27 protein-coding genes are annotated in these 26054 nt (G+C 49.0%); 10 read left to right on the top strand and 17 right to left on the bottom strand.

The window, feature by feature from the left end; translation table 11 throughout:
* Window positions 1–67: 67 nt before the first annotated feature.
* From ACFVU8_RS18110 to ACFVU8_RS18095, 4 genes are all read right to left on the bottom strand, one after another.
* Complete coding sequence (locus ACFVU8_RS18110) at window positions 68–424, bottom strand: nucleotide excision repair endonuclease (protein WP_175373400.1); 357 nt, start codon at window positions 422–424, stop codon at window positions 68–70.
* Window positions 425–518: 94 nt separating this feature from the next.
* Window positions 519–1505, bottom strand: coding sequence for an NAD-dependent epimerase/dehydratase family protein (locus ACFVU8_RS18105; protein ID WP_387429056.1), 987 nt, complete (start codon window positions 1503–1505; stop codon window positions 519–521).
* 102 nt (window positions 1506–1607) lie between these two features.
* Window positions 1608–2165, bottom strand: a complete 558-nt coding sequence (locus ACFVU8_RS18100; RefSeq protein ID WP_379466589.1) for a TetR/AcrR family transcriptional regulator — start codon at window positions 2163–2165, stop codon at window positions 1608–1610.
* Window positions 2166–2388: 223 nt separating this feature from the next.
* Entirely contained in the window at window positions 2389–3597 is a 1209-nt protein-coding gene (locus ACFVU8_RS18095; protein ID WP_387429054.1) for a nitric oxide synthase oxygenase, read from the bottom strand.
* 372 nt (window positions 3598–3969) lie between these two features.
* Here ACFVU8_RS18095 and udk point away from each other — a divergent pair, with 372 nt between their 5' ends.
* A complete protein-coding gene (gene udk / locus ACFVU8_RS18090; protein WP_175373403.1) occupies window positions 3970–4605 on the top strand; it encodes a uridine kinase in 636 nt (211 codons plus the stop codon).
* Between the two features lie 109 nt (window positions 4606–4714).
* Here the strand turns inward: udk and ACFVU8_RS18085 are convergent, their stop codons facing one another.
* The 5 genes from ACFVU8_RS18085 to ACFVU8_RS18065 form a co-directional block, all read right to left on the bottom strand.
* A complete protein-coding gene (locus ACFVU8_RS18085; RefSeq protein ID WP_387429052.1) occupies window positions 4715–5197 on the bottom strand; it encodes a GyrI-like domain-containing protein in 483 nt (160 codons plus the stop codon).
* Between the two features lie 87 nt (window positions 5198–5284).
* Window positions 5285–6118: an energy-coupling factor transporter transmembrane component T family protein gene (locus tag ACFVU8_RS18080; protein WP_387429050.1), complete on the bottom strand. Its 834-nt coding sequence runs from the start codon at window positions 6116–6118 to the stop codon at window positions 5285–5287.
* Window positions 6115–7821, bottom strand: a complete 1707-nt coding sequence (locus ACFVU8_RS18075) for an ABC transporter ATP-binding protein (protein ID WP_387429478.1) — start codon at window positions 7819–7821, stop codon at window positions 6115–6117. The genes ACFVU8_RS18080 and ACFVU8_RS18075 overlap by 4 nt, the downstream gene beginning before the upstream one ends.
* Window positions 7822–7936: 115 nt before the next feature.
* Window positions 7937–8506, bottom strand: coding sequence for an ECF-type riboflavin transporter substrate-binding protein (locus ACFVU8_RS18070; RefSeq protein WP_217622481.1), 570 nt, complete (start codon window positions 8504–8506; stop codon window positions 7937–7939).
* Window positions 8507–8741: 235 nt separating this feature from the next.
* A complete protein-coding gene (locus ACFVU8_RS18065) occupies window positions 8742–9011 on the bottom strand; it encodes a hypothetical protein (protein WP_387429048.1) in 270 nt (89 codons plus the stop codon).
* A 174-nt stretch (window positions 9012–9185) separates the two neighbouring features.
* Between ACFVU8_RS18065 and ACFVU8_RS18060 the strand changes: the two genes are divergently transcribed.
* Window positions 9186–10289, top strand: coding sequence for a GIY-YIG nuclease family protein (locus tag ACFVU8_RS18060; RefSeq protein WP_387429046.1), 1104 nt, complete (start codon window positions 9186–9188; stop codon window positions 10287–10289).
* 185 nt (window positions 10290–10474) lie between these two features.
* Here the strand turns inward: ACFVU8_RS18060 and ACFVU8_RS18055 are convergent, their stop codons facing one another.
* The 4 genes from ACFVU8_RS18055 to ACFVU8_RS18040 form a co-directional block, all read right to left on the bottom strand.
* Window positions 10475–10819 carry a zinc ribbon domain-containing protein YjdM gene (locus tag ACFVU8_RS18055; protein ID WP_066378195.1) on the bottom strand — a complete coding sequence of 115 codons (345 nt, stop codon included), beginning with the start codon at window positions 10817–10819 and terminating at the stop codon, window positions 10475–10477.
* Window positions 10820–10908: 89 nt separating this feature from the next.
* Complete coding sequence (gene dnaN, locus ACFVU8_RS18050; protein WP_387429045.1) at window positions 10909–12036, bottom strand: DNA polymerase III subunit beta; 1128 nt, start codon at window positions 12034–12036, stop codon at window positions 10909–10911.
* Between the two features lie 24 nt (window positions 12037–12060).
* Window positions 12061–12297 carry a ribbon-helix-helix domain-containing protein gene (locus tag ACFVU8_RS18045; RefSeq protein WP_387429042.1) on the bottom strand — a complete coding sequence of 79 codons (237 nt, stop codon included), beginning with the start codon at window positions 12295–12297 and terminating at the stop codon, window positions 12061–12063.
* Window positions 12298–12562: 265 nt separating this feature from the next.
* Complete coding sequence (locus ACFVU8_RS18040; RefSeq protein ID WP_387429039.1) at window positions 12563–14488, bottom strand: ATP-binding protein; 1926 nt, start codon at window positions 14486–14488, stop codon at window positions 12563–12565.
* 191 nt (window positions 14489–14679) lie between these two features.
* Here ACFVU8_RS18040 and ACFVU8_RS18035 point away from each other — a divergent pair, with 191 nt between their 5' ends.
* The 6 genes from ACFVU8_RS18035 (at window position 14680) to ACFVU8_RS18010 (ending at window position 19845) form a co-directional block, all read left to right on the top strand.
* Entirely contained in the window at window positions 14680–15543 is an 864-nt protein-coding gene (locus ACFVU8_RS18035) for an aldo/keto reductase (RefSeq protein WP_387429036.1), read from the top strand.
* A 154-nt stretch (window positions 15544–15697) separates the two neighbouring features.
* Complete coding sequence (gene tlp / locus ACFVU8_RS18030) at window positions 15698–15922, top strand: small acid-soluble spore protein Tlp (RefSeq protein ID WP_175373413.1); 225 nt, start codon at window positions 15698–15700, stop codon at window positions 15920–15922.
* Between the two features lie 550 nt (window positions 15923–16472).
* Window positions 16473–16658, top strand: a complete 186-nt coding sequence (locus tag ACFVU8_RS18025; RefSeq protein WP_387429034.1) for a hypothetical protein — start codon at window positions 16473–16475, stop codon at window positions 16656–16658.
* Window positions 16659–16669: 11 nt separating this feature from the next.
* Window positions 16670–17533, top strand: coding sequence for an IS3 family transposase (locus ACFVU8_RS18020; RefSeq protein ID WP_387429032.1), 864 nt, complete (start codon window positions 16670–16672; stop codon window positions 17531–17533).
* A 487-nt stretch (window positions 17534–18020) separates the two neighbouring features.
* Window positions 18021–19067, top strand: coding sequence for a bifunctional transcriptional activator/DNA repair enzyme AdaA (locus ACFVU8_RS18015; protein WP_387429030.1), 1047 nt, complete (start codon window positions 18021–18023; stop codon window positions 19065–19067).
* Window positions 19068–19071: 4 nt separating this feature from the next.
* A complete protein-coding gene (locus tag ACFVU8_RS18010; RefSeq protein WP_387429029.1) occupies window positions 19072–19845 on the top strand; it encodes an isocitrate lyase/PEP mutase family protein in 774 nt (257 codons plus the stop codon).
* Between the two features lie 24 nt (window positions 19846–19869).
* Here ACFVU8_RS18010 and ACFVU8_RS18005 read toward each other — a convergent pair whose 3' ends face one another.
* On the bottom strand, window positions 19870–20406 hold the full coding sequence (locus ACFVU8_RS18005) for a hypothetical protein (RefSeq protein ID WP_379466602.1): 537 nt from the start codon (window positions 20404–20406) through the stop codon (window positions 19870–19872).
* Between the two features lie 96 nt (window positions 20407–20502).
* Here ACFVU8_RS18005 and ACFVU8_RS18000 point away from each other — a divergent pair, with 96 nt between their 5' ends.
* Together ACFVU8_RS18000 and ACFVU8_RS17995 are read left to right on the top strand one after the other, a co-directional pair.
* Window positions 20503–21417 carry a phosphatidate cytidylyltransferase gene (locus ACFVU8_RS18000; RefSeq protein WP_387429475.1) on the top strand — a complete coding sequence of 305 codons (915 nt, stop codon included), beginning with the start codon at window positions 20503–20505 and terminating at the stop codon, window positions 21415–21417.
* Window positions 21418–21435: 18 nt separating this feature from the next.
* Window positions 21436–21957: a DUF6886 family protein gene (locus tag ACFVU8_RS17995; RefSeq protein ID WP_387429026.1), complete on the top strand. Its 522-nt coding sequence runs from the start codon at window positions 21436–21438 to the stop codon at window positions 21955–21957.
* Between the two features lie 26 nt (window positions 21958–21983).
* Here ACFVU8_RS17995 and ACFVU8_RS17990 read toward each other — a convergent pair whose 3' ends face one another.
* From ACFVU8_RS17990 to ACFVU8_RS17980, 3 genes are read right to left on the bottom strand one after another with little or no spacing between them, the layout of a single operon-like run.
* Entirely contained in the window at window positions 21984–22952 is a 969-nt protein-coding gene (locus ACFVU8_RS17990; protein ID WP_387429023.1) for a quinone oxidoreductase family protein, read from the bottom strand.
* A gap of 32 nt (window positions 22953–22984) precedes the next feature.
* Window positions 22985–24145, bottom strand: a complete 1161-nt coding sequence (locus ACFVU8_RS17985) for a response regulator (protein WP_387429020.1) — start codon at window positions 24143–24145, stop codon at window positions 22985–22987.
* 24 nt (window positions 24146–24169) lie between these two features.
* The gene (locus tag ACFVU8_RS17980; RefSeq protein WP_387429018.1) at window positions 24170–25969 is read right to left on the bottom strand and encodes a sensor histidine kinase; all 1800 of its coding nucleotides are present in this window, start codon (window positions 25967–25969) and stop codon (window positions 24170–24172) included.
* Between the last annotated feature and the right edge of the window lie 85 nt (window positions 25970–26054).

The following is a 26054-nucleotide window of genomic DNA, read 5'->3' as shown; positions in this document are numbered from 1 at the left end:
CGCGGACCTTATATTACGAAACAAGCGTCTGCCGAGAGAGGCAGACGCTTGTTTTTGCTCAAAACACTTATTTGTAGAACACTTTATCCACATTGTATTTGGCTTTTCCGGTATTGATGATGTACGTTTCGTAAATCTCTCTGTCCATCGCATCTTCCACGAGGTACACTTCAATCTTGGTGACTTCGTCGCGGTGCTGTTTGATCGGCGAAACGCTGTCTTCAAAATGCTTCTTGATTCTTGGTCTGAGCTTTCTGGCTTTGCCTACAAACAACAGCTCGTCCTTGTCATTGTAGAACATGAAGATTCCGCCCAGCTCACGGGTAATCAGGTGGAAATCGGTAAATCCGTAGATGTTGCTAAGCACTGGATTCTCTTGTTTGGTAATGGTAACTTCCGGTGTCGGAATGGTGATATTGATCATTTGTAAGAGTCACTTCCTCTGTCTATATAGAACTAAATCTTATCACAGTTCATCACGCAACACCATTTCTAACTTCAGCAAATCAGCCGTGAGTTCAGGACTTGGCCTTCACCAGAACCTGACGGCGCTTAATGGCTTGAATTGTCTCTGTAATGCCCTTCTCATAAGGGGTTGCGGGGATCGGCCCGACCAGACGCTCGTACTTTTTCCCACTTAAACGCAGCGGTTCTTCCGTCAGATACAGCATCTCCACAATCTCCTTCATCACCGGGATAAACAGACCCAGCAGGAAGAGACTAGTTTTGCCGAGCGGTATCACCATTTTAGATGCTCCACTGGCCTTTCGGGCGATGTCAACAATGTCCCGCCCAGAGATAACATCTGCGCCTGGAATATTCCAGTTCTGTCCATAGGCTTCTTCTCGGCTTGCCAATTCAACAATCATCACGGCCGCATCTGGAAGATACACATATTCCCGCGGCACGGTCATCGTTCCGACGAACGCCCCCGGCTTACCAGCAGCAATTGATGCAAGTGTCGTCCCTAAATAGGAGGCATCGTTAGCTGTAGGGCCATAATAATCAGGCAGACGCACAATCATTCTCTTCGTATGGTTCCAGCGCGGGCTGAAGAACATGCGCTCGAACTCCAGTTTCTTCTTTCCCTTCTTGGTATGCGGATTCTTGGGATAACCCTCATCGATAGGCTTCTCATTATGTCGTCTGCCATAGGGATAAATTCCATCTACAGCCACTACTTTGGTGCCTAATCTGTTCGCAGCTTCCATCACCGATTCCCCCATAGGGAGCAGACGCGTAATCATTTCGTTGTAAGGGACCGAAGCACTGTGAAAAATAACATCAACGCCCTGCGCAGCCGAGTACACATCCTCGCTGTTGAACACATCCCCTGTCGTCAGAGTCAGACCGGCCGGATGGCCCAAGTCTGCCGCCAGCTGCTCCAGCTTGGGCATGGATCGGCCGAAGGCTACTGTGTGCACCCCTCTTTTTAACAGCTCCGCAATAATTACAGTTCCCGTTCCGCCCGTTGCACCCAGCACTAAAGCTTTTTTCAACATCATAATTCCTCCTTAGTTATATTGTTAGTGATTAATCAATAACTAATGATGAAAAAAATCTCTAAGGGCATTTGCCCTTAGAATGTCTGCATTATGCTTGGTTCGCTATGGCTTCTTCGGATGCTTCGGCTTCAGCTGAGGCATCTCTAAGGCCATTGCAATATTGCACAACATACCGTTCGCCATAAAGCTGCTGACTAGCACCTCAGGATTCGGCATTCCAGCAGCAATGAATTTCCCTTCCACAAGGCTCGTCACTCTGCTCATTCCACCCTGCATTGTCTGCCGGATCAACTCATCGCGGATACCTAGAGCCTGAACCTGAAGAATAATCTCATTGGGATGCGTCTCCATCAGCAGCTCGTAAGTGCGGATCGCCTCTTGAAGCAGAGTGTCAGCCGATGCCTTAACGCCTTGAAAAGCTTGAACAATACGTTCAAATGACCGTTCCAAAGCCGCTATGAACAACTCTTCCTTGTTCTTGAAGACCTTGAATACATAAGGCTGGGAAATGCCTACCTTCTCGGCAACCTGAGCTGTCGTAGCCCGATAATAGCCATGCTCCGCAAAGACAACAACCGCGGCCTCCAAAATCTGCTCCCGGCGGTTGATAGAGGGCGATTCATCAGCCTTGCCACGGGTCGTAGTCGATTCTTTGCTCATCTTAACCTCCTTGCAGCATTTCATTCGATTGGTTATTGATCAATCACTCTCTTGGGATGAGTATAATCCTCTCCTATCCAAAAAGCAACCCCTAATTGCAGCTGTCAGCCATCAGGGGGTTGCTTAGTGCTTACCTAAAAGGATGAACCCTTTGTGCGTCTTATATAAAAATGAATTTGGTCAGACAGCCGTTGCAATACATGGTTGAAACGCCTGCAGACGCTCAGGACTTATGGTGAAAAGGACATACCAGTTCCGCCCCACTGTCTTCGGCCCCTGTATCGTCAGACTTCTCCTGATTCAGTCCAGTTCCATCCAGCCAACCTGTATAAGCGGCTTTTTGATACCGGAAACGCGGACGCAGATCCAACTCCTTCAAGGTGCTGTCATGCCAGATGGGGGTGGCCGAAGGCGACATTGGCGGGATTAGCCAGTTCCAGCGGCCCGAGACCTCGCGGCCCACTTCCTGTTCCTGCTGCTGGAACCTGACGAACTGGTCTGCCGCCGTATGATGGTCCACGATGCTGACACCGGCCTGCTTGAACGAATGCAGTACCGCCCGGTTCAATTCCAGCATAGCCCGGTCCTTCCAGAGCGAAGTGTTCGTGGAACGGTCCAGCCCCATCAGGTCGGCGACTGCCGGCAGGCGATTGTATCTTCCAGTATCCCCAAGATTGCGGGAGCCGATTTCGGTCTCCATATACCATCCGTTAAAAGGAGCCGCTGTGTACTGGATACCGCCGATTTCAAGCTGCATATCCGAGATGATCGGCACCGAATACCAGCGCAGCCCAAGCTCCGGGAACCGCTCGATTTCAGGATGGGTAAGCGGCACTTCCCTGATGAGGGACCCAGGAATTGGATACCAGCGAGGCTTCTCGTCGCCAATCGAGACCACCAGCGGTAGCACATCGAAGTCACCGCCTGTTCCCTGCCAGCCCAGTTGCTGACATACTGCGGTGAAAGCATCGGAAGCAGGGTCGCCGGAACGCTCACTCCCCGGCGTCTCTGCCGGATAACCGGCATAGCGGATTAGTTGATGATTCCAGATGCGAATTCGACTTGCCGGGTCTTCCCCACTGCGGAATATAGTGATTACGGACCGAATGCGGCCACCGTTGCCAGCTCTTTCGATGTGCTGAAGCAGCACTTCCGCAATCTGGTCCTCGGTCTCTGCCTGACGAGCGTCAATGACCTCCATCGTGTGCCAGAATAAACGGCCAATACAGCGGCTGTTATTCCGCCAAGCCATGCGTGCCCCATGCGTCAGCTCTTCTCCGGTATGGCGGTAGGTTCCCGTGCTTGCAATCTCCCTCTGTACCTCCAAAATACGCTTCTCCAGCTGCGCTTCAGATGATCCCAATTCCTGATGACAACCTCTGAGGAAGACCTCCGCTTGCGCCTTCAGTTCCTCCACATTACTGTTTTCCATGCTGCCCACTCCCCGATCTATGGCTAATCCGCCCCATTTCTTTGAACAAAGTATACCATCTATCGCATGCCGTCCACATCTCTTGCACAGGACCCCGGCTGGCATATCTCCCTGTGCATCCATGTATAGTCGCCCGACAACCCTGCTTCTGCAACCCCAGATGAAATCATCCATTAACCTATTTTCAATAAAAGCCCTCTGTTTCATGCAAAAATCACGCGTGTAACAGCCTTCCGTATGGCTGAATTCTCAATATTGCCGTATTTTAAAAAATGCCAGTTTTCATTTGTCGTATCGTGATGAAAAAATGTTGTCGCTGTGCTACAATATTGGAATTGCAACGGCAATGGTTAGGGAGGATATTAAATCGCCATGCTTATTATTGGTATCGCCGGCGGCACCGGATCGGGTAAAACCACGGTGGCTCGTTCCGTCATAGACCGGCTTGGGACGGGCAAAGTAACATTCATATCTCAGGATAACTACTATAAAGACCATTCGCATCTCAACATGGAAGAGCGGTCCCTGATCAACTATGATCATCCGTTCGCCTTTGACAATGAGCTGCTGATTGCGCATCTTAAAGAGCTGAAGCAAGGGCTCGCTGCCCAGGCTCCAGTATACGATTTTACGGTTCATGCACGTTCCACCACAGAGACAGAAGAACTGTTGCCGAACAACATCGTTATCATCGAAGGACTTCATGTCTTGTCGGATGAGCATTTGCGGGACATGCTCGATATCAAAGTCTTCGTCGATACCGATCCTGATGTACGTATTCTTCGCCGCGTACTCCGCGATATCGAAGAGCGTGGCCGGACCATCCAGTCGATTCACCAACAATATCTGACTACGGTGAAGCCGATGCACGAAGCTTTTATTGAGCCTTCCAAGAAATACGCGGATCTCATTATCCCTGAAGGTGGAGAGAATGAGGTCGGTATACACCTGCTGTCCGTCCTGACCGAGAAATATTTGACGGGCGACCAACAATGGTCCGGAGCGTAAGCTACCGGGCTCACAACAGCGGGAAAGAATAATATTACCGCTGAATTATATAAGAAAAGGCAGACCCTCAGGTCTGCCTCGGGCTGCCGGTATTCCCGGCAGCTTTTTTCTATTCTACAGCAATATAAATCTGCACCTCTACACCCGCCGCATCAGACTTACGGGCATCGTACAGCTCAAAATCACCAGTATAAGTACGCTTCTCCGGCGAATCCTTGAAATACTTCCAGATCTCCGCCCAAGTCTGCGGAACCACTACTTCCATTGGCCCTTTTGCAGTTGTGAACACCATATAATTGCTCTCCGGTACGACAGCATGGGCAAACCCGCTCTCCTTATGGATCTCGGCGCTTCCGTGCTCATGACCAAGCAAGATCGTATAAGCACCTGTGAAGTCACTTTCATAGTCCGTATATAGCCCATAAGTCAGATGACGGTTAGAGGCACCTGTCACCTCCGCCAGATTAGCTTGGGAAAATTGTGCCCACAACCCAGGAATAACTCCGTTCGGACCGGCTTCCTCCGCATTTGTCGTCCGTGCACTTATTCCTGTCAGGATCATTTCTGGCTTGCGAACAATCTGGGTATGCATATACTCTGTCCTCTTTTCTCCGTATTTGTGGCTTATTATACAGAAGCAAAGTAGACACCCCTCTGTCCAGTTCATAAAATCAGGTAATTATTCTACAAAGATATTATAAAACCGTGAGCCGTCATAAAAAGTAATCACGGCGGACGCTGCTGCAATGAGGATAATCAAGGCCAAGGCGATATAGTCGCTCTTGGTGAACGGTCGCAAGCTGTACCAGGTGCGTTTGCTGCCCCGGCCAAACCCGCGCAGCTCCATGGCCGTGCTGATCTTGTCAATCCTCTCCACACTGGTCAGAATGAGCGGGAACAGGATAGCAGCGATATTTTTCAGCCGGGTTGGCAGCTTTTCCTTACGGGAGGTATCAATACCTCTTGCCTGGGCAGAGAATGAAATATTCTCATAATCACGCTGGATGTCGGGAATATAGCGCAGAGCCAGCGAGACGGAATAAGCAATCCGGTAATTCACGCCAATCCGGTTCAGCGAAGCGGCAAATTCACTGGGGTCCGTAGTCAGCAGGAATAATAACGCCATCGGGATGACCACGGCATATTTAAGCGCAATGTTTAATTGGTAGAACAGCTGCTCCCAAGTGACGGTATACCGTCCGGCAATATGGAAAACATCATGTCGCGTGCCGTATATGGATACGCCCTCCAGCGGTGAAAAGAGGAAGATAGCCAGATGGTTCAGGACGAAAAAGATCAGAATAAAGTATAGAACAAATGCGTACTGCTGAAACGGTACCCGAGAGATTTTAAAGACAAATAGACTGAACAACAGCATGACCACCAGCACTCTCGTATCATAGGTGATCATTGCAGAAACCGACCAAAGCACGAAAAACAGCAGCTTGGTCGCGCCAGTCAGACGGTGGATCGGTGTGTCCAAGTCGGTATAGGATAGCATCTTAACCTTCATCCTTGGCGAGCCTCCCTGTCAAAAGCAATAAAACGTCTGACAAACTCGGAGGGCTGCTCAATCTCCGCACGTTCTGCCAGCCTGTACAGCGAGGTTTCCTTCAAATTAGCGCTGTGTATAATGGCCTTATCGGATAGAACACGTTCCGGACGATCGTCGGCGATCTTTCGGCCATCCGCCAGTACAATGGTCCGCTGTGCATATTCCAGCATAAGGTGCATGTCATGAGTGATCATAATGACCGTTATCCCCTGCTTGCTTAGACCCAGTAGGAATTCCATCATTTCATTGTAATGACGGTAATCCTGGCCGGCTGTAGGCTCATCCAGGATAATAATCTCCGGCTGCAGCACCAGAATGGAGGCAATCGTCACCCGCTTCTTCTGGCCATAACTGAGCGCAGAGACCGGCCAGTTGCGGAACGGATATAATCCACAGACCTGAAGCACTTCGTGCACCCGCTTCTCAATGTCGCTCTCCGCCATACCGCGAACCTTAAGCCCCAGGGCCACTTCATCAAAGATCATCGTCTTCGAGATCATGTGATTGGGGTTCTGCATGACAAAGCCGATTCGGCTGGCCCGTTCCTTGATCGAATCGGAGCCGATATCACGCCCGTTCATTAAGATCGAGCCCGATGAAGGACGGTAAAATCCACAAATCAGCTTCGATACCGTCGATTTTCCAGCCCCGTTCTTTCCAGCAATAGAGACCATTTCTCCTTTGCCAAGCTTTAAAGACACCCCGTGCAGTACGGGATGCTTCTTCTCATAGCCGAACGAGAGATCCCGCAGTTCCAGTACTGGTGGGCAGTCCGGATATTCGGGCTGTTCATCATTGGCAAGGTACCAGCCTCTAAGCTTGCCAGCAGCGTCTTCCAGCATGATAGTTTCTATATGCTCCGGCTTGATATCAGGCGTAACGGAACAGCCTGCATATTTCAGCACGGTGAGATACAGCGGCTCGCGAATACCGGCTTCCTGAAGCAATCCCGAGCTAAGCAGCTCCGCAGCCGGGAGATCTGCCGCAATACGTCCTTCATTGATAACAATGATGCGGTCTACCGCACGATGCAGCACATCCTCCAGCCGGTGTTCGATGATGATGACTGTTTTGCCAGTCTGCTGCTGTACCCGATCGATTAGCTCAATCGTCTTGGTCCCTGTATAGGGATCGAGACTGGCTAGCGGTTCATCGAACAGCAGAATATCGACCTCGCCCACCAGTACACCGGCGAGGGTTGTTTTTTGCTTTTGCCCGCCTGATAACTCCTGAGGTGAAGCTCCCAGAAAATCGTAAATATCCACAGCGTGGGCGGCCTCGGTTACTTTACCAGTCATCTCGCTCTGGGGAACGGCATCGTTCTCCAGCTTGAAGGCGATATCCTCGCCAACGGTGAGCCCGACGAACTGTCCGTCAGGGTCTTGCAGGACCGTGCCTACCCGCTCCGACAACCCGGCAATTCCCAGCTCCTGCTGATCTTGACCCATAACACGCAGGTTACCGCTGATTTCTCCCGGATAAGTGGCAGGAATTAACCCATTGATGGCGTGGGCCAGAGTGCTTTTACCCGATCCGGAGGGGCCTACAATTAACACCTTCTCCCCTTCGTAGATCGTCAGGTTAATGTCATGAAGCGTGTGCTCAGTCTGAGCCCGGTATTGAAAACTAAAATTCGTAAATTCGATTACCGCTCTATTCATCATTCATACATGACCTTCCTCAGAGTTGGTTTGGCTTAACAGGCAAGGGATTTATGTTTTATGGCAATGGAAAAGCCGGTGATACTCACCGGCCTTTGGTTTGGATTGTAGGGGATTATGCCTGCTTGGTCAAGCTTCCCTTTTTGGTTCTTGTCTTACTGTAAGCAATCGCTAGCAGTGTACCAATCACAGCTACCGTTACAATATTCGATGCGCCCGCGATCAGGCCTTGTGTAAATACTTTATTTGCTGGCTCTGCATAGATAGCAATATCGAGAATAGGAGCTACAACGAACCAAGCTACTGCGTTCGCTGCAATCTGAGCAATGTTGAAACGAATAATCTCCTTTTTGCCAAACTCTCCATCATGAATAGCGATTCTGCTGGCAATCAAGCCAATAACGAGCCCTACTATCCCGGAAGCAATAACCCAACTAAACCACGGCGACCCATAAAAAATCGCATCTTTAAGGGTATGCCCGATTAAGCCAATCAATACTCCAGCCGTTGGCCCGTAGAGCAGTGCGAATAGTGCAAGCAGTGCATATGTAGTCTCAATGTTGGTATTCGGGATACCCGTAGGGATGGAACCGAACCTTCCCAGAATAACGAACAGCGCCGAACCGATGCCGATCGCTACAATCGTCTTAATGGATAATATCTTTCCCTTTGCCATCTTCTTCATCTCCCCTGTGTTCATAAATTATCTTACGCTTGCAACCACACTATGAAGCCATGAAGTAAGCATCTTATGTATGTAATTATCCATTAATTATACATCGGATTAGTGGGTATTTCTATAGCGCATTCTGTACTATTTTAAATAAAAATCAGTTAAATTAGAAGTTATTTTCGCAAAAACAGCCCTCATTGCTGCAATCAGCATTTGAGGGCTGCATCAACTTTATGCGCAACCGCTATCAGCGGTTACTATTATCCAGCGAAGACAGGCGATCCTTCTCATCGGCAAGTAACTCCTCAGCCAACTCCGCGCCCTTACCGTTAAACACCCGCCGCGCCTCATGGACCGCTTGTTCCGTATGCTCCAGTCGGTTCTCGACTTGTTCGACCGTCTGTTCGTTCGGATGGCTCAACGCCTGGGATACCGCATCGTGCAGCTTCTTTACTGACCGCTGTGCCTGGGTCACCACATTGTCTTCTTTCCAACTGGTATCATTGCTATTATTCATGGATGAGATTGTCCCCCTTCTGGCATTCCTGCTGCTCCTGATTAGGATGGATAAGGAAGCAACATCTTATACATTCTGGATCACCACATCTCGCCACTTTCCTATTCTTTATACGCCTTGGCCCATCGTCTATACTTGAGCTATAGATGAATCTGAACCCACGGAGGGATACATATGAATCTGACGGAAAAGGTAAAAAACCTCCCTTTAACCCCCGGCGTATATTTAATGAAAGACAGTCTGGGAAATATCATTTATGTCGGCAAGGCCAAGGCCTTGAAGAGACGGGTCCAGTCCTATTTTCAAGACTCCAAATCCCATTCGCCCAAGGTCAAACGTCTCGTTAAAAACATTAAAGACCTGGATTATACACTGACGGATACCGAATTCGAAGCCTTTATGCTGGAGTGCACATTAATCAAGGAGCTTAAGCCGCCCTATAATAAAAAAATGAAGAATCCCCTCGCCTACACCTATATCGTGATCCGGACCGAAAGTGACCGGCGGAGGATTGAAGTATCCTATGACCCCGGGGACGGTGCCGAACAAGGCGATGAGCGATTATTGTTTGGTCCTTACACAAGCCGAAGCACTGCGGAGCGGGCGGTACAGGGAGTGCTCGAAAGCTACAGCATTCTATGTAGCAATCCCCACTCTAAAACAGCTTCGCTTTGCCTCAACCACTCCCTGGGCTTGTGTATCGGGATGTGCGCTGGCGGGGAAGCCCTGGACACATACAACGGCATTATGGACCGCTTTGTTTCCCTCTTGGACGGGACAGATATGAGTATACTGGAAGGTATGGAACAGCGAATGGCGGATGCTGCGGAGAATTATAATTACGAAGCCGCAGCCAAATACCGCGATTATATTGGGGCAGTACGCTCCCTGCTGCAGAAAGAGAAGGTCATTGAGTTTGCGGGAGCAAATCAGCGGATTGCGATGGTTGAACCTATTAACGACCGGACACTCAAGCTATTGTTGCTGCAGGGCAACCGTATTCTTTTTCAAACCAAGCTTGAATCAGAGGATTTCAGTAACGCCAGTCTGCAGACAGAGATTACGACAATCATCAGAGATAACTTTCGGAGCAGTCCACTTCAGCGATCGGCTGACATCAGCAGGCATGAGATTGATGAGGCCCAGATTATATATAGTTATCTTAAGGGCAACTCGTGTAGCCACATGATTATTCGCGAAGAGTGGCTTACCCCTGAGAACGACGCGGCCATAAACGATGCTGTGCGTGAGATGCTGCTAAACTGTTATGCCATTTGAATAGCCGCTGAGGTAGCTCCCCAGTTCCACAACAAAAACCAGCATACCCTTCCCTTTCGCGTTGGGGCAACCCGTGTCTGTGAGACAAACTGGGACTCCCTGGACAGGTTGCTGGTTTGTGATGAGTTTCTAAAAAAAGCACCCTGTTCTCCAAGAGAAACAGAATGCTTGCTGCCAGGCATAAGCTATACTTTTTTGACAAATTCTGATTTCAGCTTCATCGCACCAAAACCGTCGATTTTGCAATCAATATCATGATCGCCTTCAACCAGGCGAATGTTCTTGACTCTTGTGCCTATTTTGACAACGAGGGAGCTTCCTTTCACCTTGAGATCCTTAATCACAGTTACGGTATCGCCATCGCTGAGCACATTTCCATTGGCATCCTTGATGACCTTCGCTTCTTCGCTGTCATGCTCGGCTTCTGCTCCCGGGGACCATTCATGGCCGCACTCCGGGCAGACCAGCATTCCTCGATCTTCATAAGCGTATTCCGATTGGCATTCCGGGCAGTTTGGTAAAGTAGACATGAATTCTTAAACTCCATTCGATAAATTGATAGTCGTACCATACAAGTATAGGGGAAGTTGGGAGAGGGTTCCACTATATATGGCTATTATCAGTTGGCGGTCCTTACAGGTGTAATCAGAAATAGCATAGATGCAGAGAGGTCTTGCGGCAAAAAAACAAGCGGCCCCATGATTCCCGTAAATCTGAATCTGACATACTCACAATCTATACAACGAAGAATATCGAGGAGGAAGGTGGCATTCAAGGAAATCCTGAAATCCTCGCCGTTCTTTTCTAATAGAGCAACCTGATCCAGAACATCTCCTATCTCCGCCGTTTGCGACAATAGCTCCAGACTGCCCCCCGAAACAACCAGCCTAATAATACTCCCCGAAGCCAACACAGACACGCGCTCCACCGCCTGCAATAGAGATACTGTCTTCACCGTGAGTTCGGATGAAAAAGACTGTGGAATCAGCTTCTCTACAGATGGATAGGACCCCTCAAGGAGAGCGGACTGAACATGCAGTTCTTTTGACGTAAATTGGATCTGGTTAGTCCCCACTTCAATAACGGTCGTCCCCTGCTCGTCCTTCAGCATCTTGGATACTTCATAGAGATTGACTCCCGGGATAACGCCCTGGATATGAATAGCCCCAGCATGTTCCACAGTTAGGGTGCGGGAAGCGAGACGAACGCCATCGGTAGCGATTAAACTAAGCACTTCATTGTTACACTCGAAAAACACTCCCGTCAGTACCGGCCTAGTCTCGGAAGTTGAGACTGCACAAGCAACCTGCCTAACAGCTGATTTTAGCACGGCATTATTAATGCTCCACCTTGCTACCGTGTGACGATCTGTCTTTTGAATCGTAGGGAACGTTGCCGAATCCATTCCGCACAACCGGATATGAGCATCTCCTGAAGAAAGGAGCAGTATCCTCTGCTCTGTCGTCTCCAATCTGATAGATCCCGGTTCGAGCTTGCGAACGATCTCATATAAATACCGTGCAGGTACAACAATGGCACCGTCCTCTTGTTCCGACGTGGAGCTAGTGGTCAGAGAAATTCTGTATTCTATGGTCATATTCGTATTGCTTGACGTAAAAATCAGGACATCCTGATCCTTACGAATGCTAACCCCTGACAGGATAGGGATGAGATGATTTACTGAAACGGCCTTTAGCACATGCTGGAGCGCATGCAGAAGAGAATCCTTAGTTACATTGACCCGCATAGATGACCCTGCCTCCCGATTACACTAATTCGAATAATAAGCTTCAATCATCTTGCGGATGAGCTCCGAACGGGACACTTCATCATCAGCACATTGCTTCTCAAGATTGTTCCATAGTTCCTCCGTTAAGGTTAAGGAGACCTTCTTGGTCACCCCGATTCCCTTTCTACCCGCTCCTTCACGAAGTCCCCCTCGGGTGAATACAAAACCAAGCTGCCCCTCCTTATTAGCGACATCCACTTTAATCTTCTTGTTGTCCATATGATCACCATTTCACTTTTTGAATTAGGTTACCTATATCAATATTACATTAACTAATTCTACCATATGGAGATATCTGCTGACAATATTTTGAACATAACTATATTTCAGAAGGCTAGCTCCTAACAAAAAAACTGACCCGGCAAGCCAAAGCTCGCACACAGTCAGTTATGTTATTCATTATTGGCTGTAAAAAAGTGTGTTAGAATCTACAAAATTTGCTCTTGGATCACGTGACCGGAGTGAATTCCTATAAAAGAATAGGTTAAGCCGTGTAAATATCTCCATTGCCTTGGGCTGACATCAACAACTCTTTACCTTTCAGGGCCTTGTTCAATGCCTTCAGGTTCTCATGATCATGGGCAGCCGGCAGCAACCTGGAAAGCCACAGCAATCCCTCGCTCCAATTGCCTTCCAGAGACCAGAACTCGCACAGGGAGCCGGCAATCCGCAGTCCCGTTCCCTCGGGATCGTCTTGTGAATACGCCCATTGCAGAGCGGCACGCAAATTATCGTACTCGGCCCTGATCTTCGCAAGCGCAATGGAGGTATTGCCCTCTTTGACTTCCTGCTCTATCTCTTCAATGAAACGGGCAAAATACTCCGCATGAAGCCGGTAAATATGTTCTTTATCTGCACCGTGCACCCTGTGGCATTCCAGCTGGCAGGATTCCAGCTTTTCCTGTGCGTATTGCTTCACCGGGGCCAGCAGGGCATAGGTCATCCGGTCCGAGGACTTGGAGCTGTGCATGGAAACTAAGGATTTATTGACCAGATTGGCGAAAAGATCTAAAGTCTCTTCCTTCTTAAGCGAGCAAGGCTCCTGATGTCTTGGACGATACACACAGACCTCTTCCACGGTCTCCAGCGTAAATTCACCCATGAAAACACTTAATAGCCGGAATAGCAGCTGCTCCTTCTCGGACAGTAAGGAATAACTCCAGTCCATGGTCGCCTTCAGGGTCTGTTGACGCGGAGTGGCTGTTCTTTTGCCTGTGGTGAGAAAACCCAGCAGATCAGTAAGCCGTTCATTGATCTGCTCCAGGGACAGCACGTTCATCCGGGCCGCAGCTAGCTCCAATGCCAGCGGATTGCCCTCCAGCTTCCGGCAGATGTCACCGATAAGTACAGCTTGCGCCTCTTGGACCTTGAAATGGGGGAGGAGCAAGGTGGCCCGCTCGACGAACAGTTGGACCGATTCATACTCCATCAATCGCCCATAGGATAACTCTTGCTCAGGAGGCATACTTAAAGCTCGGACCGGGTAACGGTTCTCTCCCGGCAGGTTCAGCGGTTCCTGACTTGTGGCCAGAATAACGAGGGCAGGGGCGAACGCCAACAAAGACTCTGCAACCACCGCGCAAGCGTCGATCAGGTGCTCACAATTATCGAAGATAAAGAGCATGCTTTTATTCTGAATAGCATCCAGAACCGTCTCCATTGAAGTCCGCCCCTGCCGGTCCTCTAGCCCAAGAGTAGACAGCATGTAAGCAACGACCAGCTGTGGATCAGACACTGCTGCAAATTCAAACAACCAAATGCCATCCGGAAAGCTATCCGCCAAGGAGGAGGCAAGATGAAGGGCGAAAGAAGTTTTCCCGCTTCCACCGGGACCTGTTAAGGTGACCAAGGAGGATTGGCGCAGCAGATCATGGAGCTCGGCAAGCTGCGGTATGCGTCCGACGAAGCTGGATAGCTGAACCGGCAGTTTACCTGCGGGGCGCCGCTTGAGTTCGGAGCGTTCAGTCACCCTGACTGCCGAACTTGCCAGGTCAATAGGTATCTGTGTTGTCGCTCCCTTTTGCTGAATAACAGAATGGTTAGGTGCTGCCTCTCTATCAGCTAAAATCTGTGCAAACCAGTTCTCGTCGAACTCCGGGTAATAACGGTACGTACCGGGTCTGCTATCATATACCTGCTTAACGGATTGCCATAGCAGCCCCGCTTCCTGCCGTTCAGTCCCGGGCAAAAACGCCGCTTCCTCCACATATGCCTGCACCAGCCTTTGCAAGTTATGTGCACTGGGCAATCTGTCTCCGCCTTCCCACTGTTGAATAGCTCTTGTATCCACGCCAACCCGCAAAGCCAGATCACGCTGGCGTAAGCTCTTCTTCCGGGACGCAGAGGGTCTGATTCTAAGCATCTTCATAAGCTCTTCCGGCTGCATCAGATCTTGAGTGTTGTGCGACATAGGCAATGCACCTCCCTAGGTGGCTTCAAAGGACAGAAATAACTTGTAACATGCATGTCAAACACGAACCAACATGAACAGAGCGCACGAACACATGTGTATTCTGCAAAATAATAACTCCTGATACAATTTAATCATGTTAGAGCATGGATAAGCAATCATCAAATTCACACTAAATAGGGAGGAAAAATATGACTCAAAATCAAGTTACCGCAGAGGCATCCGGCACATATACCCTAGGAGATTTGCAAGTTAATCGTCTTGGGTTCGGCACGTTGCAACTAAGCGGTCCGGGTGCCTGGGGACATCCGGCTGACCCGAAAGAAGCTGTACGCGTCTTGCGACGCGCCGTGGAGCTTGGCGTGAACTTCATTGATACCGCTGACGCATATGGCCCACTGGTCACGGATGTATTAATTAAGGAGGCTCTGCACCCTTATGCGGATGACCTTATCATCGCTGCCAAAGTAGGGGTTGCCCGGCCGAGTCCCCAAGATTGGGTGCCAGTAGGCCGACCGGCGTATCTTCGTCAGCAGGTTGAACTGAACCTGCGCCATCTGGGCGTGGAGCGGATTGATCTCTTGCAGCTCCACCGGATTGATCCCCAAGTTCCGCTGACCGAGCAACTGGGAGAGCTGGTACGTCTTCAGCAAGAAGGAAAAATTCGGCACATTGGACTTAGCGAAGTGAGCGTTGAGCAGCTGGAGGAAGCCGGTAAAACCGCAAGCATCGTATCCGTCCAGAACCTCTATAATCTGGCTAACCGGGATGCAGAAGCCGTACTCGATTATACAATCGCCAATCAGATCGCTTTCATTCCATGGTTCCCGCTTGCGACAGGTGAACTGGGCAAAGCTGGTGGCCCGCTGGATGACCTGGCACAGCGCCTTGGGTCACAACCTGCTCAATTGGCCCTGGCTTGGCTCCTGAAGCGCGCCGCCAATATTCTCCCCATCCCTGGAACTTCATCCGTAAATCATCTGGAGCAAAATATTGCAGCAGCCGGCATCAAGTTGAGCGATGAGGACTTTGACACGCTAACTCATGCCGTGTAACTACTTAACCTTCCGCCTTTGAGGCGGGAGTTTTTTTAATATTCAGCCATCATCTGTATAGGAGTCTATGCATAAAATGAGCCGGCAACGATCAACCTACTTGTTAGCTCCCAAGTCAGTCGGGTGCTTCAATGATCAGGAGGCGATCTAAGCAATGGCAAAGCCAGATAATCGGGCAGATAATGTAGAACATTTGCAGCAAAGTATCCAGAATACGCAAGAGAACCTGCAGGAAGCTGAAGGCTACCTGAACGAATTCTCTTCAGAGCTGGACAGCAAGGAACGAGCTCAGATTGAGGACAAAAATGCACGCCGCAAACAGAGCATTCGCAGCTTCAAGGAAGAAGTCAAAGACGAAGCTGCTCATGCCGAGGAATAGAGAAGGACGCCCGCTGAGGGCGTCTTTTTTTAATGAAAAAGGGATCTATATAAGTCGAACAAAAGAAATTAACAACTAGCTAAGATAAGCGAACGGGACGTTTGAGGCTGTGTAAGCGCAAAGCGCTCGCCTGAAAGCTTTCCATAGGAAAGCTAGTACCGTAACATAGACCGTCGATAGCAAAACCTATGATCCATGGCTGTTCAAATCCATCGATATCACTAGAAGCGGTATATTCCCCTTCACCAATCGTCTTAACAATGAAAAAAGAGGGACCTCCTCAACTAAGAGCATTTTTGTACCTTATTTTTCCTCAATATAGGTAAATGAGGGACATAAGGGCATTATTGCAATTAGAATAAATAGTGGACACTCGTTAACGGACAGACCGATAATGACAGTAGTGGAGGTGTGTTCACTTGGGAGAACAAAGACAACGATATAACGAAGAATTTAAAAAGCAAACCGTAAAGTTCATTCAAGAACAGACGAAGAGCTAGGCGACTTAGCAGAAGAGCTTAACATTCCAAAAAGTACGCTGCATCAGTGGATGAGTCAATATCGAGAGCTGAAAAATGAACCGGCAGCGAGTGTGGATCGAGTACGAGAACTCGAAGCAGAGCTCAAAGAGATGCGTCGTCAACTTCAGGAGAAAGATCACCAACTCACCGACGCCCAAGAAGAACTGGCGATCGTAAAAAAAGCGGTGCACATCTTCAGCAAACCAAGGAACTAAGATTCCAGTTCATGGAGAATCATCGCTCCGAGTTTCGCTTGGAGAAGATGTGCGACACCTTATGCGTGTCAAGGAGCGGCTACTACAAGTGGCGGACGGGAGAAATCAGCGCACAAAAACGCCGCAAAGCCGCGGTCATGGAGCGAATCCAGTATCATTTTACCGATCATAAGATGCGGTATGGAAGTCCGAAAATCACCCGTCTGCTGCATCAAGAGGGCTACACCTTGACTGAACGCACCGTGAGTGTGTACATGCGGCAAATGGAGCTCCGTTCCGTCGTGTCTAAACCTTACCGCGTACAGACGACGGACTCTAAACATAATAACCCTATCGCCCCCAACACGCTGAATCAAGCATTTAAAGTGCTCAAACCCAATACCGTATGGGTCACGGACATCACATACATCCCTTGCCGGGGAGGCCGGTTGTATCTGGCCAGCGTCATGGATTTATGTACGCGTGAAATCGTAGGCTGGCGTTTGTACGACCACATGGAGACCAGTCTGGTTCTGGACGCCTTGCAGGCTGCTTACGCAGCCAAGCGACCTGGCAAGGAACTTCTGCACCACTCCGACCGAGGATCTCAATATACATCTAAGGATTATGTCGACCAATTGAAGAGCTATGAGATGGAATCTAGTATGAGTCGCAAAGGAAACTGTTACGATAACGCCTGCATCGAGTCCTGGCACAGTATTTTAAAGAAAGAACTCATTTACTGTAACCCCCGTTTCAAAAACAGGGAAGAGGCTTACAATGCCATTTATCAGTACATTGAATTTTACTACAACCGCAAACGAATGCACGGTGCACTGGGATATCTTTCTCCCGCTCGCTTTGCACAGCAATTTACTAAAAAATCCGTTGCGTGACTGTCCACTTTCTTGACAGAGGTCCATATTGTATCTTATTTTTCGAAAAATCATGTTGAACCGGGGCTTCTGGAAGAATTAAGGTACAATATTGCACTTAATCTTCACTAACCCCTTGCTGCAGAGGAATTAAGGTACGAAAATGCCGTTAATTGCTGTCGATGCCGGAAATTGCACTTCTATACTACCTATATAAGCTCACTTTTCTTGATTACGTTTGTTTTTAATGCGTTCTATATATCTTAAAATTAGAGGTTGGTTTAAATGCAGGCAGAAAAGCGGAGGGCCCTACGGAATTCTGAAGTCCTTTTACAATCCAGTAATCTCTAACAGCGATCGTAAGAACCGTCGAACCTGTAACGGCCTCATGCAGCGTAAACCACCAATTTTTACCAAGCTTCCAAAATTGATGCCTGAATTTCGGCGATGCCCTCCGCAGGAAGATATTATAATGAGAACAACATTGAAAGGTTAGGACGTGCTGCTATTGTTACCTGCTGAGCGATATGAAGAGTATTACAAGGCGCTGCTGGAGAAAAATACGGAGTACGAGGGATTGTTCTACGTTGGCGTCAAAACCACAGGTGTATTTTGCCGTCCGACATGCCCCGCCAGAAAGCCGAAGCTGGAGAATTGTGAGTTCTTTGCGAATCCTCAGCAAGCGTTGCTGGCCTCTTATCGGCCCTGCCAGCGCTGTCGTCCGCTCTCTCATCCCAATCACGTCCCGGAGATTGTCCGTGTACTCGTTGAAGCTGTGGAGAGCAATCCGGAGAAACGCTGGACGACACAGGACTTCAAGAATCTCTCGGTCGATGAATCTACGGCTCGGCGTCAATTCAAAAAGCGGTTTGGCATGACCTTTGTGGAATACGCCCGTGCACGCCGTATGGGTCTTGCCCTGAAGAATATCAGGTCGGGCAAGACCGTCATCGACAGCCAGCTGTCCACCGGCTATGAATCTAGCAGCGGCTTCAGGGATGCTTTTTCTCGAATTATGGGGGCTGCCCCTACCCTGCTGGAGGACGGTAAGGTCCTGAAAGCCGCCTGGATTGACACCCGTCTTGGCCCTATGATGGCCATCGGGAACGATGAAGCCCTCTATCTATTGGAATTTATCGACCGCCGAGGTCTGGAACGCGAGGTAGAACGCCTTCGGAAACGAACGAAATCGGCGATTATTCCGGGCGTTACCGAGCCTATTCTCTCGATTGAACGAGAGCTGTCAGAATACTTTGACGGAGAACGGACGACCTTCGATACTCCGCTTGCTCTACTCGGCTCCCCTTTTCAACAAAGCGTATGGGGAGAATTAATGAAAATCCCGCTAGGGGAAACACGCTCCTATCTGGACATATCTGTAGCCCTCGGCAAACCGACGGCCTTCCGCGCGGTTGCTCAAGCCAATGGGGCCAATCAGCTGGCCATTGTGATTCCCTGTCATCGTGTCATTAATGCAAACGGCGAACTGGGTGGATATGGCGGGGGTCTGACACGTAAAAATTGGCTGCTCCATCATGAGCAGGGAGGAGAATAATGATATGAATATCCAACATGAACAAGCGCTTCAGTTTCATCAATTGCATACCAAAGGAGACCCCTTAGTGCTTATCAATATCTGGGATGCGGGGAGCGCGCAGGCGGTTCAGGCCATTGGAGCCAAGGCCATAGCGACCGGCAGTTGGTCCGTCGCCGCTTCGCACGGATATGAGGACGGCGAGGCGCTTCCTTTTCCACTCGTACTGGAGAATTTGAAACGAATCAAGGACAAGGTAGATCTTCCCGTAACCATTGATATTGAAGGGGGATATGGGCTAAGTCCGGACGATGTTAAAGTGAATGTAGGATTGGTTATTGAAAAAGGAGCTGTGGGGATTAACTTGGAGGATCAGCGGATTGGCGATGCAGGTCTCTATACGACCTCGGAGCAATGTCTGCGCATTGCCGCTGCCCATGCAGCAGGCGAACAGGCTGGACTACCTCTTTTTATTAACGCCAGAACGGATATTTTCTTTCAAACGGCTGTCGGGCAGCATGCATCCTGTATTGAACAGACCCTCAGCCGTGCGCACGCTTATGCAGAAGCCGGGGCCGACGGTATTTTTGTTCCGGGGTTAAGCGATGCCAGACTGATCGAAACCCTATGTAGTCACTCACCGCTTCCGGTGAACATTATGGTAACCCCGCATACCCCGTCCCTCGGGCAGCTTGCCGAACTGGGCGTGGCGCGTATCAGCTATGGTCCTCTACCTTATCTAGAGGCGATGAATGCATTAAAAGAAGTTGGTCTTGCTGCATTATCTCTACACAATTAAGCTCCAGCCCTAATCGTATACGGCCTATTTCAAGTACTCGCTCAACCTTCCCTCATAAATCAACTGCAGCCTGTCACTCTGCCGAAAATCATCCGGTGTCACGAGTGCAGGCAGCTTATTCCATAGCTTAATGCCGGAACGCTCAAGGATCTCCGCAACAAATTGCGAGCAGAAGTAGGAGTTGCTGAACTCAACAGGCTCTTTAAGGGCGATGCCAATCACGCCTAGAATATTATAAAGGTACTTTTGGCGGCTGCGGATAAAGATATGCAGAACCCGCTTCATTTTCTCCACTTCACGTTCAGTTACCTGCAATTCATAGATCACGCACGTCGTACTGGGATACTTGCTGTATGTACCTGTCTGGATATCCTCCCTCACGAATCCCCCGTTCAGCGGATTGTTCGGATTCTTTCGCCCGAAGCTGTACATCTCCGAAAGCTCGCGGTCGAATGAAATCGAAGCATGGTTATACGGCGCTTTGGTGTAGGTCTGAATCATTTTTGTAAAAAGCGTTCCGGTATTCGTAAGCAAGATAAAAACCGACTGATCTGCAACCATTGACGAAATTTCCCCTTATCAAGATTGGACTATTCCTTCATAATAACATAGGAACCCTTTAATGGAATCCTACCTCACGACAAGTTGGTGATTGCCCTGGATAGAAGCTTGTTAACGTTAGTTCTTATTTTGGCAGCTCTATGCGCCATTCAACTCATCTATTATGTAATAAGCAAAGTACAGCCGAACAAGGATTATGCACCCATCGGAAACCGCATCAAAACCTGGTGGGGCATGGTGTTCATCTTCTGCCTCGCTACCCTTTTCAATTCCGTGGTGTCCCTAATCTCACTGATGGTGCTGACCTTCTTCGCGTTGAAGGAATACTTCTCCATGATCAAGTCCAGAAAAGCGGACCGCAGGCTGTTCCTGTGGGCATACTTGTCGATTCCGCTGCAATTCTACTGGATCTATATCGAATGGTACGGGATGTTCATCGTCTTTATCCCTGTCTATGTGTTCTTGCTGCTACCGCTTCCCCGGATGATCAATAAAGGGACGGTCGGATTTCTGCGCAGTGTCAGTTCGACCCAGTGGGGTCTTATGCTGATGGTGTTTGGGCTTAGCCATCTGGCGTATTTCCAGTTCGCTACCCCCGAGTATGGGGCGGGACTTGTACTGTTTCTGGTTGTACTGACGCAGCTCAATGATGTGGTGCATCACCTGGCCTCGATCTATTTTGGCAAAAGAAAAGTGGTCCCCACAGCCAATCCCTATCTGACCTGGGAAGGCTTCGCTTGCGCGTTCGTGGTTACCACGGCGGTATCGTATCTGATCTATCCTTATTTGACGCCGCTTACCCCGGTCTTCGGGATCTTCTCCGGGATGTTGATCAGCCTTAGCGGCTTCATCGGCAGCTTGACCGTGTCCGTGCTGAAGCGCGATCTGCTGATCGGCGATGATGGCAAATTCGAGGCTCTGAAAAAAAGCTACTTAAGCCGGGTCGACAGCCTGACCTACACCTCGCCGGTACTGTTTCATGTGATCCGTTACTTTTTTGACTTTATGTAGGAGAGGAAGAGGTGCCGAATGTATCTTTATCATTTTAGCGAAGAGTCTGACATTAAGAGGTTTGTCCCTAAAGAGAAACAAAACATCCAGGGAATGCCGCCACTCGTCTGGGCGATTGATCAAGAGCATGAGGTGAGTTACTATTTTCCCAGAGACTGCCCCAGAATTGTCCTGCGAAAAACAGCGGCTACAACTGATGCCCAGGCTCGCAACCTTTTCGCAGGCACTACGGCCACAACCATTATCACAGTTGAAAGCCGCTGGTATACGGCCATAAAGAACACCTCGCTGTACAGATACGTTTTCCCACGGCAAGGCTTTGAGCTGTTTGACCGAACCGCAGGATATTATACTTCGCCGCGCACCCTAGAACCTCTTCGAGTAGAAGCTATGGATCATCTAGTAGACCGAATTCTAGCCACGGGAGCCGAGCTGCGCTTCACGGACAACCTTTATCCCTTGCGAGACAGCATTCTCACCTCCGGTTACCCGAACTTCGGGATTCATCGGTTCGCTAATGCGAGGGCCAAAGTTGAATGAAGAGGAATGATACTCGCTTATTCTGTTTAAGGAATTAACAAAATCTTTCCCGTGCTGCTTCTGCTCTCTAACAACCGATGTGCCTCAGCACCCTCCCGGAGCGGGAACGACTTCGGTTCCTCCATCTTTAGATGTCCCTGTCTGATCGCTTCAAAAAGCTTTTCTGAACGCTCGACCCGGTTGCTATGTGTAACGATATGGTTCCACAGGTCGCCTCCGGTCAAGGTTTTGGAAGTGTCCATAAGCATACGGGGGTCGATGTGGGGCGGATTGCCGCCGGCCATTCCGTAGAATACAACTGAACCTTTGATCTTCGTCGCCTTGAAGCTATCCATTAAGGTGGAACCTACTGAATCATAGACTGCGTTCACACCTTGGCCGTCGTAAGACCAACGGACCGCCGCGTTCGCCCAATCACTGTCGTACAGCAGCACTTCGTCTGCACCCGCAGAGAGCGCAGCTTCACGCTTCGCAGGAGAAGAGGTCAAGCCGAGAACTCTGGCGCCCTTGGCCTTAGCCAGCTGCGTCAGAAGCTGCCCCACTCCGCCTGCTGCCGCATGAATCACAATCTCGTCGCCTGGCTGAACCGAATAGCTGTCATTCACCAGATAATGCGCCGTCAGGCCTTGCAGCAGCAATGCGGCTGATTGCTCGAAAGTGATGTCGTCCGGCAATGGAATGATATGATCGATTCCCACCTTGACCAGTTCAGCATTCGCATAAGGGACATCGGCAAAAGCAACCCTGTCCCCAACCTCCACCGTCTTCACATCCTCCGCAACCCGCTCCACAATGCCTGCACCTTCGTACCCTAAAATGTAGGGTGCCTGACCAGCCAAGTGGTAATCGCCCCGTCTGCGATAAATGTCAGCGAAGTTTAATCCAATCGCCTTCATTCTAACCCATACCGTCCCTGGCTCCAGCTCCGGATCAGGAAGATCTGCATAACGCAGTACCTCTGGCCCGCCAAAATGCTCAAAAATCAATGCTTTCATAAATAACCCTCCAGTTCTGTAATCACATAAACCTATATTTCACTATAAAACGAATGCAATGATTCCAATGGCGACAGCAACTGCTCATATAGCAGTACCATTTCTGGCGAGGGAGTAGCCCCCACCTCCCGCAATAGTAGCTCCGTGAAGTCAGAGAACCGGCGGGTCAAGCCCTCTTTATTTTTCTGCAAAGCCAGGGCCTGCAAATGAAGCTTAACGGTCTCTTCATCCAATTCATTGTGGGTAGCCAGCCTATTGAGAATGGGAATAGCCGTCAAGAAATCCCCCCGAGACAACAATGCTCTGCATAAGCGTTGAGTAAACTGAACATACATCAGTGAATAGCGCTCAATCTCACTTAAAGCCCAAGGGTAGCCATAACTTCCGAACAAGTCACCCACATAGAGCCGCTCCAGCGCAAACGCCTGCTCTAGATTCGACTCGTCTATAACCATCATCTGCTTACAACCTTCTTCAAACCGGAACAGATCGACATCAGCTGAAGACAGATTCAAAGCATAATGATTGCCATCTGAATACAGACAGTCCCTTAGTCCATTCTCGCCAAGTAGCTTGCGTAGTTGATAAGCGGTGGTGTTCAAATAGGTCTCTGCGTTCTTGAGCGGCATCTCCTTGAAGATATCCTCGATCAGCTTAGAGCGGGAGACCAGACTGCCATGATGCAATAGTAAGTATCCGCACAATTCTGCACTTTTACTAGTCTTCCATTTAAGCATAGTGTTCTGTGCACCCTTGATCTCCATTCGGCCCAGACAATTGATCTTTACATGAACCGAAGGATTTGCCGGCAATTCTGCTGGCCCCTGCTCCCGCTTGGCCTCAGCCAAGGCTCTTTGAACCGTTCGCTGTATCCGCTCCAGTGCAACAGGCTTCACGATATAATCGTAGGCAAAGACGTCAAAAGCAGACAAGGCATATTCGGTATGCGATGTCACAAACACGAGCTTGATCTTACTGCCCCTATCTCTTAACCGCTGAGCGAACATGAGGCCACTCTCTTGCGGCATATGGATGTCCATAAAGACGATGTCCACATCATGGTCGTTTAAATACACTTCAGCCTCAGCTGTATTCAGGAAGGCTCCCACAACTTCCATCTCACCGATTTTGTTCAACATTCGCTTCATAATTAAGTGCATCGCTTTTTCATCATCGATGAGTACGATCTTCATTCAGCAATCCTCCTTTCATACAAATCAACAGCTATATTTGATATTTGAACCTATATTCGAAACTCCCGGAGGAAGCGGAATGGTGAAATAGAATGTGCTTCCTTGGGCGGGATTACTATCAAACCAGATTTCCCCTCCGTTTAATCGAACAAATTCTCTGCAGATCGCAAGCCCTAAACCGATGCCTTGTTCTCCGGCTGTACCTGCCGTAGAAGCTGAATAATCTGATTGTAATAAGGTTTGGGCCAGATCCTCCCGTACCCCAACGCCCGTGTCGCTTATTGCTACAATCATTTTCCCGTCCGAATGTTCAGCCCGCACCTTAATGCTACCTCCGGTATCCGTAAATTTAACAGCGTTGGAGAGCAAATTGCGAACGATTAAATTCAGCATTTCCTTGTCCGCGTAGACCCAAGTATCCGGGGGAACCTCAGACACCATAACAATTCCTTTGCCCTCACTGCGAATCTGCAGAAGATGTAGACTCATCTGTATAGCATCGAACAAATCGTGGGTGTCTGGACTCCGGATCATGCCACCTTGGTGTTTCCGGAACCAGCCCAGCAGATTCTCTGCTAAGGTGAGTGTTTTGCGCAATTGCTGACCCATTTCAAGAACAATCTCCTCGTGGCCCTCACCACCGGCTGGCAGTTCCTCTTCCAGGATCTCCATTAAATTCAGGAGGATCGCCAGCGGATCACGAATGTCGTGGGCTACTACACTGAAGAGTTCATCCTTAAATGTATTAAGCTCCTGCAATTGCTTGGCGTTGTTGATCAGTCTCTCTTCGGAACGTACAGCATCAGTCGTATCACGGAGCAAAAGCATTTTACCCGTTGGTCTGGAGCGATTGTCGTAAATATATAGCATTTGCGCCTGATACACCCGTTCATTGCCATGGTCACCGGATAATACCCTGTTCTCCGAGAGAGGCTCTTGCAAAATGGTATTAAGGAGTACCGGATAAGAGGAGAAGAATGTCGCCGCAGGCTGGCCAATAGCGTTTCTGTTGTGAAGGCCCTCGATCATCCGACTCGCTGAACGATTGTATTCAGAAATATTATGATCCAGATCAAAGACAATAACCGCATCCTGTATAGAGTCAAATACCTTCTGATGTGCAAGGGGAGAGAGCCTGAGCATATTGAATTGATAAATACCGAGCAAATAGAATACTCCAGAGATTAAGAAGCCGAATGGGGATACATCTATGGAGGTTTTTAGAATCCCGGTAACATACATCAGTGAGAACCCAAATGGCCCACAAGATCCAATCATCATAAAAATAATTTGCTTCTTCATTCGGGACGGAGCTATGAAGCACATATGAAGTAGTAAACCCATGCCTAGGAAGAAAAAAAAGAAGGAGTACACAACATGGAGATAGAACAGGGGGCCGTGATTCAAATGGATTAGGGGAACGCCCTCAGAAAAATCTAACGACACACTCCTATAGAATAAGTGGTGCCAATCGTTCGTATGAACGGCAGCGAGAGTGCAGACAGGAACAACCATGAGTATAGCAACAGTCCATTTACGTATGTATGCTTGTCGTCCCGTATACTGCAGTACCATTATCATCCATAGTGTCGGAGCAAAAGGGATCCCGATATACTCGAATTTGAGCCAGAAGAGGATATCCTTCAGATCGTCACTGATAAGTTCAAAAGCATATCCAAAGGTATAAAAGGCACCCGCAAGCACACCAAGTCCATAACTTTTTGCTATCGGAAGCTGCCTTCTTCTCCAGGAAAGATAGACCAGAACCAAAGAACACACCGTTGCAGTTATTAAAATTTCAGAAAGATAGAGATTGAACTTCATATTTGTGTGCGACTCCTGTGCTAAATGTCCTTGTACCTTAGCTTCATAATATCAAAAAACATCAGCCAATGGCTGCAGTTTGGGA

The organism is Paenibacillus sp. NPDC058177 (assembly GCF_042883835.1).
GTDB classification, from domain to species: domain Bacteria; phylum Bacillota; class Bacilli; order Paenibacillales; family Paenibacillaceae; genus Paenibacillus_AQ; species Paenibacillus_AQ agri.
Note: the sequence above shows the minus strand (reverse complement) of the source record. Positions and strands in the feature narration are given on the sequence as shown.

Excerpts from the sequence above, each read along its gene's own strand:
- ACFVU8_RS18110 (WP_175373400.1), bottom strand. The coding sequence starts at position 424 with ATGATCAATATCACCATTCCGACACCGGAAGTTACCATTACCAAACAA.
- ACFVU8_RS18105 (WP_387429056.1), bottom strand. The coding sequence starts at position 1,505 with ATGATGTTGAAAAAAGCTTTAGTGCTGGGTGCAACGGGCGGAACGGGA.
- ACFVU8_RS18100 (WP_379466589.1), bottom strand. The coding sequence starts at position 2,165 with ATGAGCAAAGAATCGACTACGACCCGTGGCAAGGCTGATGAATCGCCC.
- ACFVU8_RS18095 (WP_387429054.1), bottom strand. The coding sequence starts at position 3,597 with ATGGAAAACAGTAATGTGGAGGAACTGAAGGCGCAAGCGGAGGTCTTC.
- udk (WP_175373403.1), top strand. The coding sequence starts at position 3,970 with ATGCTTATTATTGGTATCGCCGGCGGCACCGGATCGGGTAAAACCACG.
- ACFVU8_RS18085 (WP_387429052.1), bottom strand. The coding sequence starts at position 5,197 with ATGCATACCCAGATTGTTCGCAAGCCAGAAATGATCCTGACAGGAATA.
- ACFVU8_RS18080 (WP_387429050.1), bottom strand. The coding sequence starts at position 6,118 with ATGAAGGTTAAGATGCTATCCTATACCGACTTGGACACACCGATCCAC.
- ACFVU8_RS18075 (WP_387429478.1), bottom strand. The coding sequence starts at position 7,821 with ATGAATAGAGCGGTAATCGAATTTACGAATTTTAGTTTTCAATACCGG.
- ACFVU8_RS18070 (WP_217622481.1), bottom strand. The coding sequence starts at position 8,506 with ATGAAGAAGATGGCAAAGGGAAAGATATTATCCATTAAGACGATTGTA.
- ACFVU8_RS18065 (WP_387429048.1), bottom strand. The coding sequence starts at position 9,011 with ATGAATAATAGCAATGATACCAGTTGGAAAGAAGACAATGTGGTGACC.
- ACFVU8_RS18060 (WP_387429046.1), top strand. The coding sequence starts at position 9,186 with ATGAATCTGACGGAAAAGGTAAAAAACCTCCCTTTAACCCCCGGCGTA.
- ACFVU8_RS18055 (WP_066378195.1), bottom strand. The coding sequence starts at position 10,819 with ATGTCTACTTTACCAAACTGCCCGGAATGCCAATCGGAATACGCTTAT.
- dnaN (WP_387429045.1), bottom strand. The coding sequence starts at position 12,036 with ATGCGGGTCAATGTAACTAAGGATTCTCTTCTGCATGCGCTCCAGCAT.
- ACFVU8_RS18045 (WP_387429042.1), bottom strand. The coding sequence starts at position 12,297 with ATGGACAACAAGAAGATTAAAGTGGATGTCGCTAATAAGGAGGGGCAG.
- ACFVU8_RS18040 (WP_387429039.1), bottom strand. The coding sequence starts at position 14,488 with ATGTCGCACAACACTCAAGATCTGATGCAGCCGGAAGAGCTTATGAAG.
- ACFVU8_RS18035 (WP_387429036.1), top strand. The coding sequence starts at position 14,680 with ATGACTCAAAATCAAGTTACCGCAGAGGCATCCGGCACATATACCCTA.
- tlp (WP_175373413.1), top strand. The coding sequence starts at position 15,698 with ATGGCAAAGCCAGATAATCGGGCAGATAATGTAGAACATTTGCAGCAA.
- ACFVU8_RS18025 (WP_387429034.1), top strand. The coding sequence starts at position 16,473 with ATGAGTCAATATCGAGAGCTGAAAAATGAACCGGCAGCGAGTGTGGAT.
- ACFVU8_RS18020 (WP_387429032.1), top strand. The coding sequence starts at position 16,670 with ATGGAGAATCATCGCTCCGAGTTTCGCTTGGAGAAGATGTGCGACACC.
- ACFVU8_RS18010 (WP_387429029.1), top strand. The coding sequence starts at position 19,072 with ATGAATATCCAACATGAACAAGCGCTTCAGTTTCATCAATTGCATACC.
- ACFVU8_RS18005 (WP_379466602.1), bottom strand. The coding sequence starts at position 20,406 with ATGGTTGCAGATCAGTCGGTTTTTATCTTGCTTACGAATACCGGAACG.
- ACFVU8_RS17995 (WP_387429026.1), top strand. The coding sequence starts at position 21,436 with ATGTATCTTTATCATTTTAGCGAAGAGTCTGACATTAAGAGGTTTGTC.
- ACFVU8_RS17990 (WP_387429023.1), bottom strand. The coding sequence starts at position 22,952 with ATGAAAGCATTGATTTTTGAGCATTTTGGCGGGCCAGAGGTACTGCGT.
- ACFVU8_RS17985 (WP_387429020.1), bottom strand. The coding sequence starts at position 24,145 with ATGAAGATCGTACTCATCGATGATGAAAAAGCGATGCACTTAATTATG.
- ACFVU8_RS17980 (WP_387429018.1), bottom strand. The coding sequence starts at position 25,969 with ATGAAGTTCAATCTCTATCTTTCTGAAATTTTAATAACTGCAACGGTG.